14 protein-coding genes are annotated in these 14,698 nt (G+C 56.3%); 3 read left to right on the top strand and 11 right to left on the bottom strand.

The window, feature by feature from the left end:
• Window positions 1–68: 68 nt before the first annotated feature.
• On the top strand, window positions 69–2,258 hold the full coding sequence (fadB, locus tag MC50_RS09530) for a fatty acid oxidation complex subunit alpha FadB (RefSeq protein WP_032690012.1): 2,190 nt from the start codon (window positions 69–71) through the stop codon (window positions 2,256–2,258).
• Window positions 2,259–2,267: 9 nt separating this feature from the next.
• Window positions 2,268–3,431: an acetyl-CoA C-acyltransferase FadA gene (fadA, locus tag MC50_RS09525; RefSeq protein ID WP_032690013.1), complete on the top strand. Its 1,164-nt coding sequence runs from the start codon at window positions 2,268–2,270 to the stop codon at window positions 3,429–3,431.
• A gap of 296 nt (window positions 3,432–3,727) precedes the next feature.
• On the opposite strand, the gene fre is transcribed toward fadA, so the two are convergent.
• Together fre and ubiD are read right to left on the bottom strand one after the other, a co-directional pair.
• The gene (gene fre / locus MC50_RS09520) at window positions 3,728–4,429 is read right to left on the bottom strand and encodes an NAD(P)H-flavin reductase (RefSeq protein ID WP_004869682.1); all 702 of its coding nucleotides are present in this window, start codon (window positions 4,427–4,429) and stop codon (window positions 3,728–3,730) included.
• Window positions 4,430–4,478: 49 nt separating this feature from the next.
• A complete protein-coding gene (ubiD, locus tag MC50_RS09515) occupies window positions 4,479–5,954 on the bottom strand; it encodes a 4-hydroxy-3-polyprenylbenzoate decarboxylase (RefSeq protein ID WP_032690015.1) in 1,476 nt (491 codons plus the stop codon).
• Between the two features lie 177 nt (window positions 5,955–6,131).
• Between ubiD and rfaH the strand changes: the two genes are divergently transcribed.
• On the top strand, window positions 6,132–6,620 hold the full coding sequence (rfaH, locus tag MC50_RS09510; RefSeq protein ID WP_004869678.1) for a transcription/translation regulatory transformer protein RfaH: 489 nt from the start codon (window positions 6,132–6,134) through the stop codon (window positions 6,618–6,620).
• Window positions 6,621–6,628: 8 nt separating this feature from the next.
• On the opposite strand, the gene tatD is transcribed toward rfaH, so the two are convergent.
• From tatD to udp, 9 genes are all read right to left on the bottom strand, one after another.
• Entirely contained in the window at window positions 6,629–7,411 is a 783-nt protein-coding gene (tatD, locus tag MC50_RS09505) for a 3'-5' ssDNA/RNA exonuclease TatD (RefSeq protein ID WP_032690016.1), read from the bottom strand.
• 39 nt (window positions 7,412–7,450) lie between these two features.
• Window positions 7,451–8,224: a Sec-independent protein translocase subunit TatC gene (gene tatC, locus MC50_RS09500; protein ID WP_004869672.1), complete on the bottom strand. Its 774-nt coding sequence runs from the start codon at window positions 8,222–8,224 to the stop codon at window positions 7,451–7,453.
• Between the two features lie 2 nt (window positions 8,225–8,226).
• Window positions 8,227–8,775 (bottom strand): Sec-independent protein translocase protein TatB, encoded by a 549-nt coding sequence (gene tatB / locus MC50_RS09495; RefSeq protein ID WP_047663725.1) that lies wholly within the window; start codon window positions 8,773–8,775, stop codon window positions 8,227–8,229.
• Between the two features lie 3 nt (window positions 8,776–8,778).
• Window positions 8,779–9,030 (bottom strand): Sec-independent protein translocase subunit TatA, encoded by a 252-nt coding sequence (gene tatA / locus MC50_RS09490; protein WP_004869668.1) that lies wholly within the window; start codon window positions 9,028–9,030, stop codon window positions 8,779–8,781.
• A gap of 131 nt (window positions 9,031–9,161) precedes the next feature.
• Window positions 9,162–10,802: a ubiquinone biosynthesis regulatory protein kinase UbiB gene (ubiB, locus tag MC50_RS09485; RefSeq protein WP_032690018.1), complete on the bottom strand. Its 1,641-nt coding sequence runs from the start codon at window positions 10,800–10,802 to the stop codon at window positions 9,162–9,164.
• On the bottom strand, window positions 10,799–11,404 hold the full coding sequence (gene ubiJ, locus MC50_RS09480) for a ubiquinone biosynthesis protein UbiJ (RefSeq protein WP_032690019.1): 606 nt from the start codon (window positions 11,402–11,404) through the stop codon (window positions 10,799–10,801). Before ubiJ ends, ubiB begins: the two co-directional genes overlap by 4 nt.
• 13 nt (window positions 11,405–11,417) lie before the next feature.
• Window positions 11,418–12,173, bottom strand: a complete 756-nt coding sequence (gene ubiE / locus MC50_RS09475) for a bifunctional demethylmenaquinone methyltransferase/2-methoxy-6-polyprenyl-1,4-benzoquinol methylase UbiE (RefSeq protein WP_004869660.1) — start codon at window positions 12,171–12,173, stop codon at window positions 11,418–11,420.
• A 66-nt stretch (window positions 12,174–12,239) separates the two neighbouring features.
• A complete protein-coding gene (gene rmuC / locus MC50_RS09470; RefSeq protein WP_032697946.1) occupies window positions 12,240–13,688 on the bottom strand; it encodes a DNA recombination protein RmuC in 1,449 nt (482 codons plus the stop codon).
• A 139-nt stretch (window positions 13,689–13,827) separates the two neighbouring features.
• Window positions 13,828–14,589, bottom strand: a complete 762-nt coding sequence (gene udp, locus MC50_RS09465; protein WP_004869655.1) for a uridine phosphorylase — start codon at window positions 14,587–14,589, stop codon at window positions 13,828–13,830.
• Between the last annotated feature and the right edge of the window lie 109 nt (window positions 14,590–14,698).

Below are 14,698 nucleotides of genomic sequence, written 5' to 3'. Positions count from 1 at the left end.
TAACATAAATCCCACACTCCGTTGCATCTGGTACGACCAGATCACATTGCTGGATTCAGGAGACTGACATGCTCTACAAAGGCGACAACCTGTACCTCGACTGGCTGGAAGATGGCATTGCCGAACTGGTGTTCGATGCTCCCGGCTCGGTGAACAAGCTCGATACCGCAACCGTAGCCAGCCTCGGTGAGGCGCTGGACGTACTCGAAAAACAACAAGATCTTAAGGGGCTGATGCTGCGTTCCGGGAAAGCGGCCTTCATTGTCGGCGCCGACATTACCGAATTTCTGTCCCTGTTCCTGGTACCACAGGAGCAGTTGAGCCAGTGGCTCCATTTTGCCAATAGCGTCTTTAACCGTCTGGAAGATTTACCGGTACCGACTATTTCAGCGGTAAATGGCTATGCGCTGGGCGGCGGCTGCGAGTGCGTGCTGGCGACGGACTACCGTCTGGCTACGCCGGACCTGCGTATCGGCCTGCCGGAAACCAAACTGGGTATCATGCCGGGCTTTGGCGGCTCAGTACGAATGCCGCGTCTGCTCGGCGCCGATAGCGCGCTGGAAATTATTGCCGCTGGGAAGGATGTCAGTGCCGATCAGGCGCTGAAAATCGGCCTCGTCGACGGCATCGTCAAACCAGAGAAACTGCGCGATGGCGCACTCGCCATGCTGCGTCAGGCCATTAACGGCGACCTGGACTGGAAAGCGAAGCGCCAGCCGAAGCTGGAGCCATTGAAGCTCAGTAAAATTGAAGCGGCCATGAGCTTCACCATCGCCAAAGGCATGGTGGCGCAGACCGCCGGGAAACACTATCCGGCGCCGATGACGGCGGTAAAAACCATCGAGGCGGCCGCTCGTTTCGGCCGCGAAGAAGCGCTGAATCTGGAAAACCAAAGCTTTGTCCCGCTGGCGCACACCAAAGAGGCCCGCGCGCTGGTCGGTATCTTCCTTAACGATCAGTATGTCAAAGCCAAAGCGAAGAAGCTGACCAAAAACGTTGAGACGCCGAAACAGGCCGCCGTACTGGGGGCCGGGATCATGGGTGGCGGTATCGCCTACCAGTCTGCCTGGAAAGGCGTGCCGGTGATCATGAAGGACATTAACGACAAATCGCTGACGCTCGGCATGAACGAAGCCGCTAAGCTGCTCAACAAGCAACTTGAGCGCGGCAAGATTGATGGGCTGAAGCTGGCCGGCGTTATTGGCACGATTCACCCGACTCTCGATTATGCTGGCTTTGAGCGCGTAGATGTCGTGGTCGAAGCCGTCGTCGAGAATCCGAAAGTGAAAAAGGCCGTACTGACGGAAACCGAAGAGAAAGTCCGCCCTGATACGGTTCTGGCTTCTAACACCTCAACGATTCCGATCGGTGAGCTGGCCAGCGTACTGAAGCGTCCGGAAAACTTCTGCGGTATGCACTTCTTTAACCCGGTGCATCGTATGCCGCTGGTAGAAGTGATTCGCGGCGAAAAAACCTCAGATGACACCATCGCAAAAGTCGTGGCCTGGGCGAGCAAAATGGGCAAAACGCCGATCGTGGTTAACGACTGCCCCGGCTTCTTCGTCAACCGCGTGCTGTTCCCCTACTTTGCGGGATTCAGCCAACTGCTTCGCGATGGTGCGGACTTCCGCAAAGTCGATAAGGTGATGGAGAAACTGTTCGGCTGGCCAATGGGCCCGGCATACCTGCTCGACGTGGTCGGCATCGATACCGCGCACCACGCGCAGGCGGTGATGGCCGCCGGCTTCCCGCAGCGTATGCAGAAAGATTATCGCGACGCGATCGACGCGCTGTTCGACGCCAGCCGTTTCGGCCAGAAAAACGGTCTCGGCTTCTGGCGGTATCAAGAAGACAGTAAAGGCAAACCGAAGAAAGAAGAAGACCCGGCCGTCGACGCGCTGCTGGCGGAAGTCAGCCAGCCCAAACGGGACTTCAGCGACGATGAGATTATCGCCCGGATGATGATTCCGATGGTCAACGAAGTGGTCCGCTGCCTGGAGGAAGGCATTATCGCCAGCCCGGCGGAAGCGGATATGGCGCTGGTTTATGGCCTCGGCTTCCCTCCGTTCCACGGCGGCGCATTCCGCTGGCTGGATACCCTGGGCAGCGCAAAATATCTCGATATGGCGCAGCAGTATCAGCACCTCGGCCCGCTGTACGAAGTGCCGGAAGGACTGCGTAATAAAGCACGCCATAACGAACCCTATTATCCCCCGGTAGAACCAGCCCGCCCGGCGGGCGTTCTGAAAACGGCTTAAGGAGTCACAATGGAACAGGTTGTCATTGTTGATGCAGTTCGCACCCCGATGGGCCGTTCGAAGGGCGGCGCCTTTCGCCACGTGCGTGCGGAAGACCTCTCTGCGCACCTGATGCGTAGCCTGCTGTCGCGTAACCCGTCGCTTGATCCAGCTGCGATTGACGATATCTACTGGGGCTGCGTACAGCAAACGCTGGAGCAAGGTTTCAACATTGCGCGTAACGCCGCACTGCTGGCCGAGATTCCGCATTCGGTACCGGCCACCACGGTCAACCGCCTGTGCGGTTCATCGATGCAGGCGCTGCACGATGCGGCGCGCATGATAATGACCGGCGACGCCAGCGTCTGCCTGATCGGCGGCGTGGAGCATATGGGCCACGTCCCGATGAGCCACGGCGTGGATTTTCACCCGGGTCTGAGCCGTAATGTGGCAAAAGCGGCCGGTATGATGGGGCTGACCGCCGAAATGCTGGCGCGCCTGCACGGCATCAGCCGGGAAATGCAGGACCAGTTCGCCGCGCGTTCCCACGCTCGCGCATGGGCGGCAACGCAGTCCGGCGCATTTAAAGCGGAAATCATTCCGACAGGTGGCCATGATGCCGACGGCGTGCTGAAGTCATTTAACTATGACGAAGTGATCCGCCCGGAAACGACCGTGGAAGCGCTGGCTGCATTAAGACCCGCATTCGACCCGGTGACCGGCACCGTCACGGCAGGAACCTCCTCCGCACTCTCCGACGGCGCAGCCGCCATGTTATTAATGAGCGAAAGCCGTGCCCGCGAGCTGGGGCTAAAACCTCGCGCTCGCGTACGTTCCATGGCGGTGGTCGGCTGTGACCCATCAATTATGGGCTATGGTCCGGTACCGGCATCAAAGCTGGCGCTGAAAAAGGCCGGACTGGCTGCCAGCGATATCGACGTTTTTGAAATGAATGAAGCGTTTGCCGCGCAGATCCTGCCGTGCATTAAAGATCTTGGCCTGATGGAGCAGATCGACGAGAAGATCAATCTCAACGGCGGTGCGATTGCCCTGGGCCACCCGCTCGGCTGCTCCGGCGCGCGTATCAGTACTACCCTGATTAACCAGATGGAGCGCAAAGACGCACAGTTCGGTCTTGCCACCATGTGTATTGGTTTAGGTCAGGGGATCGCAACGGTATTTGAGCGAGTTTGATTAAAGAGTTATCTCAAAGCTATTGGTGCCAGAACAAGGCGGCAGGCGAATGACAAATTCGTCAGGAACGAATTTGAACAGCCGAAGGCTGCCTTCGATGAGGGACACGGATGTCCCTTATTCACCCTGATGCGCTTACATACCGTAAGTGATTCGGGATGAATAAGCGCAGCCAACGCAGTTATGGTGACCATGGCGAAGAGAGGGGGTTTAGTTGCCGTTTTTCCCGCCTGTCAGGGGCGGGTTTTTTATTTCTACCGTTCTCTACCCTCTCCCTGAAGAAGAGGGCGTGAGAATCAGATAAAGGCAAACGCATCGCCGAACAGGCGATCTTCGCGGGCATTGCGCTCATTGCAGAACAGCTCACGGGCAATTTTTGCCATTTCGAAGCGGCCGGCAATATAAATATCATGCTCTGCCAGAGTGCCATAGTCCTGCAGTACCGCGGTCAACACGGTGCCAGAACGCCCACGCCACTCTTCTTCCGGCTGTTCCACAACCGGCTCAACACGCAGACCCGGGTGCTCCACGCTCAGCGCTTCCAGCTCTGCCAGATCGTAGAGATGTTTCGCTTCGCGACCACCCCAGTACACGGCAATATCGCGGTTCGGGTTACGCGCCAGGGCGGTAAGCAGAATGGAACGCACATAGGAGAACCCGGTCCCCCCGGCGATCAGGATCAGCGGACGATCTTCGTCCTCACGCAGCCAGGCCTCACCATGCGGAATATCAACCTCAATCTCGCGCTCTTTCAGAATGCGATCCATAACCGCCATCGCATACAGGTTGAGCTCAGAGGCGCCGATATGCAGTTCAATACATTCCTGCTCCGCCGGCGTGGAAGCCATGGAGAACGGACGCTTGTCGCGCTCATCCATTACCACCATCAAATATTGACCAGCGCGGAAAGAAAACGCCGCTTCCGGCACTAATCGAACGCGATACACGGTATCGGTAATTGCCTCCACCGAGGTCACTTTACAGCTTAAGGTTGTCATGCGTCCCCTCTGTCGGGTCTATAGAGCAAAACAGCGGCGTTAGCCCCGCTTACTGTGATTTAAAGATAGCCAGCTCATCCCAGATGGCGTCAACGCGCGCCGTCACCTCAGGATCTTTCTTAATAGGACGACCCCATTCACGCTGGGTTTCGCCTGGCCATTTATTTGTGGCATCCAGCCCCATTTTTGAACCCAGGCCGGAAACCGGCGAGGCAAAATCCAGATAATCGATCGGCGTATTTTCTACCAGTACCGTATCACGAGCCGGGTCCATACGGGTAGTAATCGCCCAGATCACGTCGTTCCAGTCGCGCGCATTAACGTCATCATCGCAGACGATCACGAACTTCGTGTACATAAACTGGCGCAGGAATGACCACACGCCCATCATGACGCGCTTGGCGTGTCCGGCGTACTGTTTCTTCATCGTGACCACGGCCAGACGATAAGAGCAACCTTCCGGCGGCAGGTAGAAATCAACAATTTCAGGGAACTGCTTTTGCAGGATCGGCACGAAGACTTCGTTCAGCGCGACGCCCAGGACCGCAGGTTCATCCGGCGGGCGCCCGGTATACGTTGAATGATAAATCGCATCTTCACGCTGAGTGATATGCGTAACCGTAAATACCGGGAAATTATCCACTTCATTGTAGTAGCCGGTATGATCGCCATACGGCCCTTCCGGCGCCATTTCACCTGGCTCAATATACCCTTCCAGCACAATTTCCGCGCTGGCCGGTACTTCAAGATCGTTGGAAATGCACTTGACCACTTCCGTTTTGGTGCCGCGCAGCAGGCCGGCAAACGCATACTCTGAAAGCGTATCGGGAACCGGCGTCACGGCGCCAAGAATGGTCGCCGGGTCAGCGCCCAGCGCCACGGAGACCGGAAAGCGTTCGCCCGGATGAGCCGCACACCACTCCTGAAAATCCAGCGCGCCGCCGCGATGGGAGAGCCAGCGCATGATCAGCTTATTCTTACCAATGAGCTGCTGGCGATAGATGCCGAGGTTCTGCCGTTCTTTATGCGGACCGCGAGTGACCGTCAGTCCCCAGGTAATCAGCGGGGCAGCATCTTCCGGCCAGCAGGTCATGATCGGAATACGCGTCAGATCAACGTTGTCACCTTCAATGATTTTTTGCTGGCAGGGTGCTCCGCGCAGGCGCTTTGTCGGCATATTCAATACCTGCTTAAACTGCGGCAGCTTATCGAACAAATCGCGAAAGCCTTTCGGCGGTTCCGGCTCTTTCAGAAAAGCCAGCAGCTTACCCACTTCACGCAACGAGCTGACATCCTCCTGCCCCATCCCCATGGCGACGCGGCGCGGAGTGCCAAACAGATTGCACAACACCGGCATGGTGTAGCCTTTGGGATTTTCAAAAAGCAGGGCCGGGCCGCCGGCACGTAAAGTGCGATCGGCAATTTCGGTGATCTCAAGGTGCGGATCGACCGGCAGGGAGATTCTTTTCAGTTCGCCCTGCTGCTCCAGTAATGTCAGAAAGTCGCGTAGATCGTGGTATTTCATGGAGTTATTATTGACCTCTATACAGGCGGCTGATTATACGGTGTTCGCCAGCGCCATGCTGTACTTTTGTTAAATTAGAGTGAAAGAACATAGAATTTTTGATTTCAGTTATATTGGCTTTCGCGATCGCCCCAGGCTTTTGTTATGCTTGCTGCTAATAGAGTGGAAAGAGTTATTATGCAAGCCTGGTATTTACTGTATTGCAAACGTGGGCAGCTTCAGCGCGCCCAGGAACACCTCGAACGACAGGCAGTTAATTGCCTGATGCCGACTATCGCACTGGAAAAAATCATCCGCGGCAAACGCACTACGGTCAGTGAACCTTTGTTCCCCAATTACCTGTTTGTCGAATTCGATCCGGAAATTATCCACACTACGACTATCAGCGCCACGCGAGGTGTGAATAACTTCGTGCGCTTTGGCGCCCAGCCCGCCACGGTACCGTCCGCGGTCATTCACCAGCTCTCTATCTATAAACCGGAAGGCATCACCGACCCGGAAACACCGCACGAAGGTGACTTCGTCTTGATTACCGACGGCGCGTTTGAAGGCCTGCAGGCTATCTTTAGCGAACCGGATGGTGAAGCGCGCTCCATGCTGCTGCTGAATCTGCTTAACAAGCAGGTACTGCAAAGCATCAAAAATACCGACTTTCATAAAATCTGACGGTACGCTTAAAAACGGATGCCAAAAAGCGTTCTGACATTCGTGTCAGCGATCTCTTCCAGCCGCTGAGCCTCCTCCCCGCGCCATCCCGCTATGCGGGTCAGAATATGCGGCAGATATACCGGTTCATTCCGGCGGGAAGCGGGCTTCGGGCTAAGGTCGCGGGGCAGCAGATACGGGGCATCCGTTTCAATCAGCAGGCGTTCTGCCGGGATATCCGGCAGCAGCGCGCGCAGCTCAAGCCCTCGTCGCTCGTCGCAGACCCAGCCTGTAATGCCAATATACAAACCGTGGTTCACGCAGGCACGCATTTCTTCGCGGGTTCCGGTGAAGCAGTGCAGCACCGCACCAGGCAGTTTATCCAGCCAGGGCGTCAGGAGCGTCAGGAAACGTTCATGGGCATCGCGGCAGTGCAAAAAAACCGGCAGAGACAACTCGGCTGCCAGCGCCAGCTGGGCGCTGAAGGCGGCCTCTTGCTCCTGAGGGGTTGAAAAGTTGCGGTTGAAGTCCAGCCCACATTCGCCGATAGCGACGACTTCCGGCTGGCGCGCCAGCTGAAAAATGGAGTCAGCCACCGATGCCGCCCAGCTGCTGCTGTCATGAGGATGCACTCCGGCGGTTGACCAGCAGCGGGTATAGCGATGTGCCAGCTGCCGGGCCTGCTCGCTTTCATGCAGGTTAGTCCCGGTGAACAGCATGCCGGTCACGCCCGCCGCCTGAGCGCGGGCCACGACCTCATCGCGATCGCGGGAAAACTGTGGACTGGTCAGGTTGACGCCGATATCAAACATCGCTTCTCCAATATGACAACCGCCCTGACGGGCGGCTGGTTACTCTTCTTTGCTCCCCGCCTCTTCAGCGGCGGCATCCTCGTCACGCGTCAGACGTTTTCCGGTATAGAAACGCGCAAAGAACACCCCGATCTCAAACAAGCAGTACATCGGAATTGCCAGCAGCGTTTGCGAGAAAACATCCGGTGGCGTCAGCAGCATGCCGACGACGAATGCTCCCACCAACACGTACGGCCGCTTCTTACGCAAATCTTCCGGGGTCGTGACGCCCATCCAGCACAGCAGCACGATCGCAACCGGCACTTCAAACGAAACGCCAAAGGCGATAAACAGCGCCATGACGAAATCGAGATAGCTGCGAATATCCGTCGAGACCTGCACGCCCTCCGGCGCCGCGTGGGTCAGGAAACCAAACGCCAGCGGGAAAACGACAAAGTAGGCAAACGCCATACCGATATAGAACAGCAGCGTACTGGAAACCAGCAGCGGCATAACCAGCCGACGCTCATGTTTATACAGCGCCGGGGCAACAAACGCCCAGACCTGGTAAAGAATCACCGGCACCGACAGAATCACCGAAACCATGAAGGTCAGTTTGATCGGCGTAAAGAAAGGGGAAGCCACGTCGGTGGCGATCATCGTTGCACCCACCGGCATCTGCCGGATAAGCGGTGCGGAAACCAGCTGATAGATGTCGTTGGCGAAGTACACTAACGCCAGGAAAATGACCAGTATCGCGATGATGCTATTGATCAGGCGCTTACGCAGCTCAATCAAATGCGAAATTAGCGGTTGAGTATCTTCTACGCCCATTTTTACGGTTTATCACTCGATGCAGGGGAGGAATCGGAAGCTGTCACGGCAACTTTTTCTTTGGCGACCGGGAGCGGGTCAGGCTGCATAGCCGGCTGCTCTGGCACAACGCTCTCTTCTGCGGCTGGAGCGTGAACGGGCGCGCTGGCCTGATGTTCAGCCGTCGCCGGCGTAATGTCCTGGCGCTGCGCTTCACTGCCCTTCACTATCGGGTTATGAATCGTGTTCGCTTCGTCGCTCGCTTTCTCAGGATCGTGGGCGGTATAAGAACGTTTCATAGATTCAGCGGCTTCACGCAGCTCATCCATTGACGCTTTCAGCTCCGGCGTCAGGTTATCCAGGCTCGCCTTTTCCACTTTCTTCAGGCTTTCCTGGAACTCCTGCAGTTTTAGTTCCTGAGTGATCTCATTTTGTACGGTAGCCGCCAGCGATCGTAGCGTACGAATCCAGCTGGCCACCGTTTTTACCGCTACAGGCAATCGCTGTGGCCCCAGGACAATGAGGCCAATGACGAACACCAGCAGTAGTTCACTAAAACCGATATCGAACACGAATTACACCTGCTCTTTGTCGTGGCGTTTTGTCTCGTCTTTTTTCGCATCATCCGGCTTATCAGCGATCGATTTCGCCGTGAAATCTGCATCCGGAGCAGACTTTTCAGGTTTTTCATCATCGCTCATGGCTTTTTTAAAGCCTTTGATCGATGCCCCCAAATCTGACCCCAGCGAGCTCAACTTTTTCGTCCCGAAAAGCAGAACCACAATGACGACAACAATTAATAACTGCCAAATACTGATACCACCCATACACGTTCCTCTATGACAGATGATGAATGATTAGGACGCATTATACACGTCATCCCACAAGCCGCCTCTTTGTCAGGCCGCTCGCATGACTTCGCGCAAAAACCAATGCGCTGTGATAAAGGCGCTTCCCATCAGTGCGTTTTCCGCCAGCCAATCAGCCAGGACACCGCGCCAGCGGCCATCAACCAGCCTGGCATCATGCCCCATTCCGGGCGGTGGATAAATAACAGCGTACCACTCAGTAACAGAACCGCGCCTATACCAAACAGATAACGGGACTGCCCCTGACGAACATGTCGCACCTGGAAGTCGCGCACGATGGTATCCACGCTGGTCTGCAGCTGCTTACTCTGCTGCAAAGTCTGGTACACCAGCTCAGGTATCTCCGGCATTCTTTCGATCCAGAACGGCGCTTTTTCTTTAAACGCACGCACCAGCGCCGGAATGCCGACCTGATCTTTAATCCACGACTCAAGGAAAGGTTTCGCCGTTTTCCACAAGTCTAACTGAGGATAGAGCTGGCGGCCTACCCCTTCTACGTAAAGTAATGTCTTCTGCAGCAGCACCAGCTGCGGCTGCACTTCCATATTGAAGCGCCGGGCGGTGTTAAACAGGTTCAGCAGCACATGACCAAACGAGATCTCAGCCAGCGGCTTCTCGAAGATCGGTTCGCAGACGGTGCGAATAGCAAACTCGAACTCTTCAACATTGGTATCCGCAGGAACCCAGCCTGAATCCACGTGCAGCTCGGCGACTTTACGGTAATCACGGTTGAAGAAGGCGATGAAGTTTTCCGCCAGGTAGCGCTTATCTTCTTTGTTCAGCGACCCCACGATACCGCAGTCGATCCCGATGTACTGGGGGTTCTCCGGATGGTCGTAGCTAACAAAAATATTGCCCGGATGCATATCCGCGTGGAAGAAGCTGTCGCGGAACACCTGGGTGAAAAAGACCTGCACGCCGCGTTCCGCCAGCAGCTTCATGTTCGTGCCCTGCGCCTCCAGCGCCTCCACGTCGGAAACCGGAATCCCGTAAATCCGCTCCATCACCATCATGCCTTCGCTGCAGTAATCAGAGTAGACTTCCGGTACATAGAGCATCGGGCTGTCTTCAAAGTTGCGCCGCAGCTGAATGGCGTTGGCCGATTCACGTAGCAGGTTAAGTTCATCCAACAGCGTTTTTTCGTATTCGCGCACCACTTCCTGCGGGCGCAGGCGGCGACCGTCGGGCAGTAAGCGCGGCACCCAGCGCGCGAGACGATAGATAAGTTTCATATCCGCTTTAATCACCGGCACGATGTCCGGGCGGATCACCTTGATAACGACCTCTTTGCCGTTTTCTTTCAGCCGTGCGGTATGGACCTGCGCAATAGAGGCCGATGCCAGCGGTTCAATCGAGAAATCGTCAAACCAGGCCTCTACGGGAAGGCCGCCCATCGCCTGTTCAATCTGCTGTTTCGCCAGCCGACCATCGAAGGGCGCTACGCGATCCTGCAGCAGCGCGAGCTGATCGGCGATTTGCGGCGGGAACAGATCGCGGCGGGTAGAGAGCATCTGACCGAACTTGATCCACACCGGCCCCAGCTCCTGCAGCGCAAGGCGCAGACGTTCGCCGAGGGGTTGGTTTTTATGACGATTCGGCATCCAGAACAGCATCCGCCGCCCGATACGCAGCGGCAGCGTGATACGCATTTTGGGAATGAGCTCATCAAGCCCATAGCTCAAAAAGGTGCGGATAATAAGATACAGGCGCCGTAATTCTCCTGGCGTCATTTGCCCTCCAGCGTTTCCAGCCGTTTTTCCAGTGCGGAAAGCGCGCGTTCCACAGCCGCGGTCTCTTCGCCAAACCAGGCCATTTCCAGCGGCCCCGGCGCCATACGCCACTCTTCGGTCAGCGCCTCAGCGACATAGCGCTGCTGACGCTGAACGCCGTGCAGCAGAAAGCGAGCTCCGGAGCGAAAGACCTTACTGACCCCTTCCGCAACGATATCGCCGGTGTAAGGCGCCAGCAGCTCAGCCGGATCGAATTCCGCCAGGTCACATAGCGCTACCGTGTTCTGCACCACCTGCAGATCGCCCTGCACTTCCAGGTCACCGCTGCGAATAAGCGCCGTGAGCTGTTGACGGTTGCGCAGCTGTGGCAGCACGCTGAGGCGGGTAATGACGGTACAGTCGGCATCGCCTTCCCAGGCCCCCAGCACATCCACCTGACGCTCGCTGAAGACCAGCACAACTGGCGTCGACAGCTCCTTCAGCTCAACGCGCAGCACCTTCCCCAGCAGACGCTGGCGAGCAGGTTTTAACGCTTTGTCGCGCCAGAGAAAGGTATTGAGGGCGGTTTCAATGCCAGCGGTAACCAGTGGTTTGAAAGGCATGCGATCCCTCCTGTCAGAACTTATAACCGCGGTGCAACGCAACGATACCAGCCGTCAGGTTGTAGTAGTCGACGTTTTCGAAACCGGCGTCCTGCATCATGGCTTTCAGGGTGTCCTGATTCGGGTGCATACGAATAGATTCCGCCAGGTAGCGATAGCTTTCACCGTCTTTGGCAACCAGCTCCCCTACGCGCGGCAGCACGTGGAAGGAGTAGGCATCATAGGCTTTGCTGAGCGGTTCAATAATCGGTTTCGAAAACTCGAGTACCAGCAGACGACCGCCCGGCTTCAGGACGCGATACATTGAACGCAGCGCTTTTTCTTTATCGGTGACGTTACGCAGACCGAAGGAAATGGTGATGCAGTCAAACGTATTGTCGGCAAACGGCAGGGCTTCCGCGTTAGCCTGAACGTATTCAACGTTGCCGACGATACCGATGTTGCGCAGCTTTTCGCGGCCCATTTTCAGCATGGAGTCGTTGATATCCGCCAGCATGACGCGCCCCGTTTCACCCACCAGGCGAGAGAACTTCGCCGTCAGGTCGCCGGTGCCGCCGGCCAGGTCCAGAACGGTCTGTCCGCGGCGTACGCCGCTGCAGTCGATGGTGAAACGCTTCCACAAACGATGAATACCGAACGACATCAGATCATTCATAACATCATATTTTGCGGCCACAGAATGGAATACATGTGCCACCATGTCCGCCTTCTGCTCTTTGGCTACGGTCTGAAAACCAAAGTGCGTCGTTTCTTGTGAATCCTCAACCATCTCAATGCCTGCTTATCAAGAAAATGTTCGCCGAGTGTAACAGATTCAGCGCATTTCCCATACGGTTCAACGCGGCGTAGAGGGTTCACCGGACATCGCCTCATCGGCCCGATCGGCGATAAATTCGTTATCTTCCAGCGCGTTTTCGTCTTCTTCAGAACGATATTCGTCATCCTGAGCCGTTGCCTGATCGACTAAATCAGGATTAATCCCGCGCTTCACTTCAACACCAAGACCGCGGAACGCCTCTGCCTGCACCAGCAGATTCCCGCGCCCGGAAGCGAGCTTTTTCATCGCCTGGCGATAGTTATCCTGGGCTTTATCCAGGCTCTGTCCGATGGCGGACATATCATCAACGAACAGGCGCATTTTGTCGTACAGACGACCTGCGCGTTCAGCGATTTTCTGCGCATTGCGGCTTTGATGTTCATAACGCCAGAGATTGGCAATCGTCCGCAGCGCCACCAGCAGCGTCGTCGGGCTGACCAGCATAATATTGTTCTTCAGCGCTTCGCTGATAAGTTCAGGCTGACGGTCGATAGCCAGCAGGAAAGCCGGCTCCACGGGAATAAACATCAGCACATAGTCGAGCGAGCGCAGGCCCGGCAGCTGTTGATAATCTTTACGCCCGAGCAGGCGAATATGGTTCCGCACCGAGGCGATATGCTCCTGCAGCGCCGCCTCGCGGGTGTAGTCATCTTCGGCATTAAAATAGCGCTCGTAGGCCACCAGCGTCATTTTGGCATCAATGACCACGTCTTTCCCCTGCGGCAGGCGGACGATCACATCGGGCTGCATGCGCGAACGCCCTTCTGTTTCGATGCTGACCTGGGTCTGGTATTCATACCCTTCGCGTAGCCCGGAAGCTTCCAGCACGCGGGTTAACACCACCTCTCCCCAGTTACCCTGCGTTTTGTTATCCCCTTTCAACGCCCGGGTCAGGTTCAGCGCCTCCTGCGCCATCTGCGCATTCAGCTGCTGCAGATTGCGGATCTCATGGGCCAACGTATGCCGCTCGCGCGCCTCCTGGCCAAAACTGTCCTGCACCTGGCGGCGGAAACCGTCCAGCTGTTCACGCAGCGGCGTTAGCAGGCCATGTAAACTCTGCCGGTTCTGTTCATCGACGCGCCGGTTGCTGTGTTCGAAAATGCGGTTAGCCAGGTTTTCAAACTGCTCGCTCAGACGCTGTTCGCTGTTCACCATCTGGCGGATTTTATCCTCGGCGTGTATCCGGGTAGATTCAAGGCGGGTGGTGACTTCGCGGAGATCGGCCTCCAGTGAGCTATTGATGTCACGCAGGCTGCGCAGTTCGTTATTCAGCAACTCGCATTCATCGCGCCAGTGGGCCTCTTGCACCAGCTGCTGGCGCGCAGCGCTGAGCTCGATATCCAGTTCACGGCGATCCTCGATAAGGTCGGCGCGAATTTGGTCAGCTTTGGCTTTGGTCGCCAGCCACCCTGCGACCAGCCCTACGGCCAGCGCCACGATGGCACTTATCACAATCGAGATATCCACAACGCCCCCTGCGGCAACAACTTACGGCACAAAAATAGAATTGTGCTGTACAAACGTCCAGTTTAAAAGAGATTTCCTGCGAGGCGCAGCGCAAAAAAGAAAGGCCGGAAGATCCGGCCCTGGGGTGAGAGGCGAGGAATTACAGCAGACGGCGAGCCGCTTCCACCACGATTTTTACCGCGTGGCTTTCGGTTTGCTTCATGGTTTCCGCGTTCGGAATTTCCTGCTGGGTACGGTTGACGATAACCCCGGCGACCATCCCGGCACGCAGCCCCTGGCTGGCACACATGGTCAGCAGGGTCGCAGATTCCATCTCGTAGTTCATGACCCCCATGGACTGCCACTCTTCCATAGAACCTTTAAAACGGCTGACCACGCGACCGGAGAAGGTGTCGTAGCGCTCCTGGCCCGGGTAGAAGGTGTCAGATGATGCGGTAACGCCGATATGGGTGGTCGCACCGATCGATTTTGCCGCTTCAACCAGCGCAGTGGTACAGGCAAAGTCAGCCACGGCCGGGTATTCCATCGGCGCAAAGTGCAGACTCGCGCCATCGAGACGTACCGATGCGGTGGTGACCAGCACGTCGCCGACGTTAATGTGTGGCTGGATAGCCCCGGTGGTGCCGATACGCAGGAAGGTACGAATCCCCAGCTGCGCCAGTTCTTCAACGGCAATCGACGTTGACGGGCCGCCGATACCGGTAGAGCAGACAATGACCGACTTGCCATCCAGTTCGGCACGCCAGGAGGTAAATTCGCGGTGAGATGCCAGCTTGACCGGCTTATCCATCAGCGCGGCGATCTTTTCCACACGCTCCGGATCGCCAGGGACGATAGCCAGCGTAGCCCCTTGTAAATCGTTTTTGGTGAGGCCGAGATGAAAAACATCAGACTTAGACATAAAAAACTCCTCTGTGGGTCGAATTATCAGCAGAAGCAAAACGGTACTTTACAGAAGCTACCCGCTAAATTTTGTGACAAAAATCACCATGAACAAAAAACATTGCAAT

Origin of the sequence: Klebsiella planticola (assembly GCF_000783935.2) — a bacterium.
Lineage (GTDB): Bacteria > Pseudomonadota > Gammaproteobacteria > Enterobacterales > Enterobacteriaceae > Klebsiella > Klebsiella planticola.
Note: the sequence above shows the minus strand (reverse complement) of the source record. Positions and strands in the feature narration are given on the sequence as shown.

What these genes read in the sequence shown, in the direction of transcription:
- fadB (WP_032690012.1), top strand. Translation starts at nt 69, where the DNA reads ATGCTCTACAAAGGCGACAACCTGTACCTCGACTGGCTGGAAGATGGC.
- fadA (WP_032690013.1), top strand. Translation starts at nt 2,268, where the DNA reads ATGGAACAGGTTGTCATTGTTGATGCAGTTCGCACCCCGATGGGCCGT.
- fre (WP_004869682.1), bottom strand. Translation starts at nt 4,429, where the DNA reads ATGACAACCTTAAGCTGTAAAGTGACCTCGGTGGAGGCAATTACCGAT.
- ubiD (WP_032690015.1), bottom strand. Translation starts at nt 5,954, where the DNA reads ATGAAATACCACGATCTACGCGACTTTCTGACATTACTGGAGCAGCAG.
- rfaH (WP_004869678.1), top strand. Translation starts at nt 6,132, where the DNA reads ATGCAAGCCTGGTATTTACTGTATTGCAAACGTGGGCAGCTTCAGCGC.
- tatD (WP_032690016.1), bottom strand. Translation starts at nt 7,411, where the DNA reads ATGTTTGATATCGGCGTCAACCTGACCAGTCCACAGTTTTCCCGCGAT.
- tatC (WP_004869672.1), bottom strand. Translation starts at nt 8,224, where the DNA reads ATGGGCGTAGAAGATACTCAACCGCTAATTTCGCATTTGATTGAGCTG.
- tatA (WP_004869668.1), bottom strand. Translation starts at nt 9,030, where the DNA reads ATGGGTGGTATCAGTATTTGGCAGTTATTAATTGTTGTCGTCATTGTG.
- ubiB (WP_032690018.1), bottom strand. Translation starts at nt 10,802, where the DNA reads ATGACGCCAGGAGAATTACGGCGCCTGTATCTTATTATCCGCACCTTT.
- ubiJ (WP_032690019.1), bottom strand. Translation starts at nt 11,404, where the DNA reads ATGCCTTTCAAACCACTGGTTACCGCTGGCATTGAAACCGCCCTCAAT.
- ubiE (WP_004869660.1), bottom strand. Translation starts at nt 12,173, where the DNA reads ATGGTTGAGGATTCACAAGAAACGACGCACTTTGGTTTTCAGACCGTA.
- udp (WP_004869655.1), bottom strand. Translation starts at nt 14,589, where the DNA reads ATGTCTAAGTCTGATGTTTTTCATCTCGGCCTCACCAAAAACGATTTA.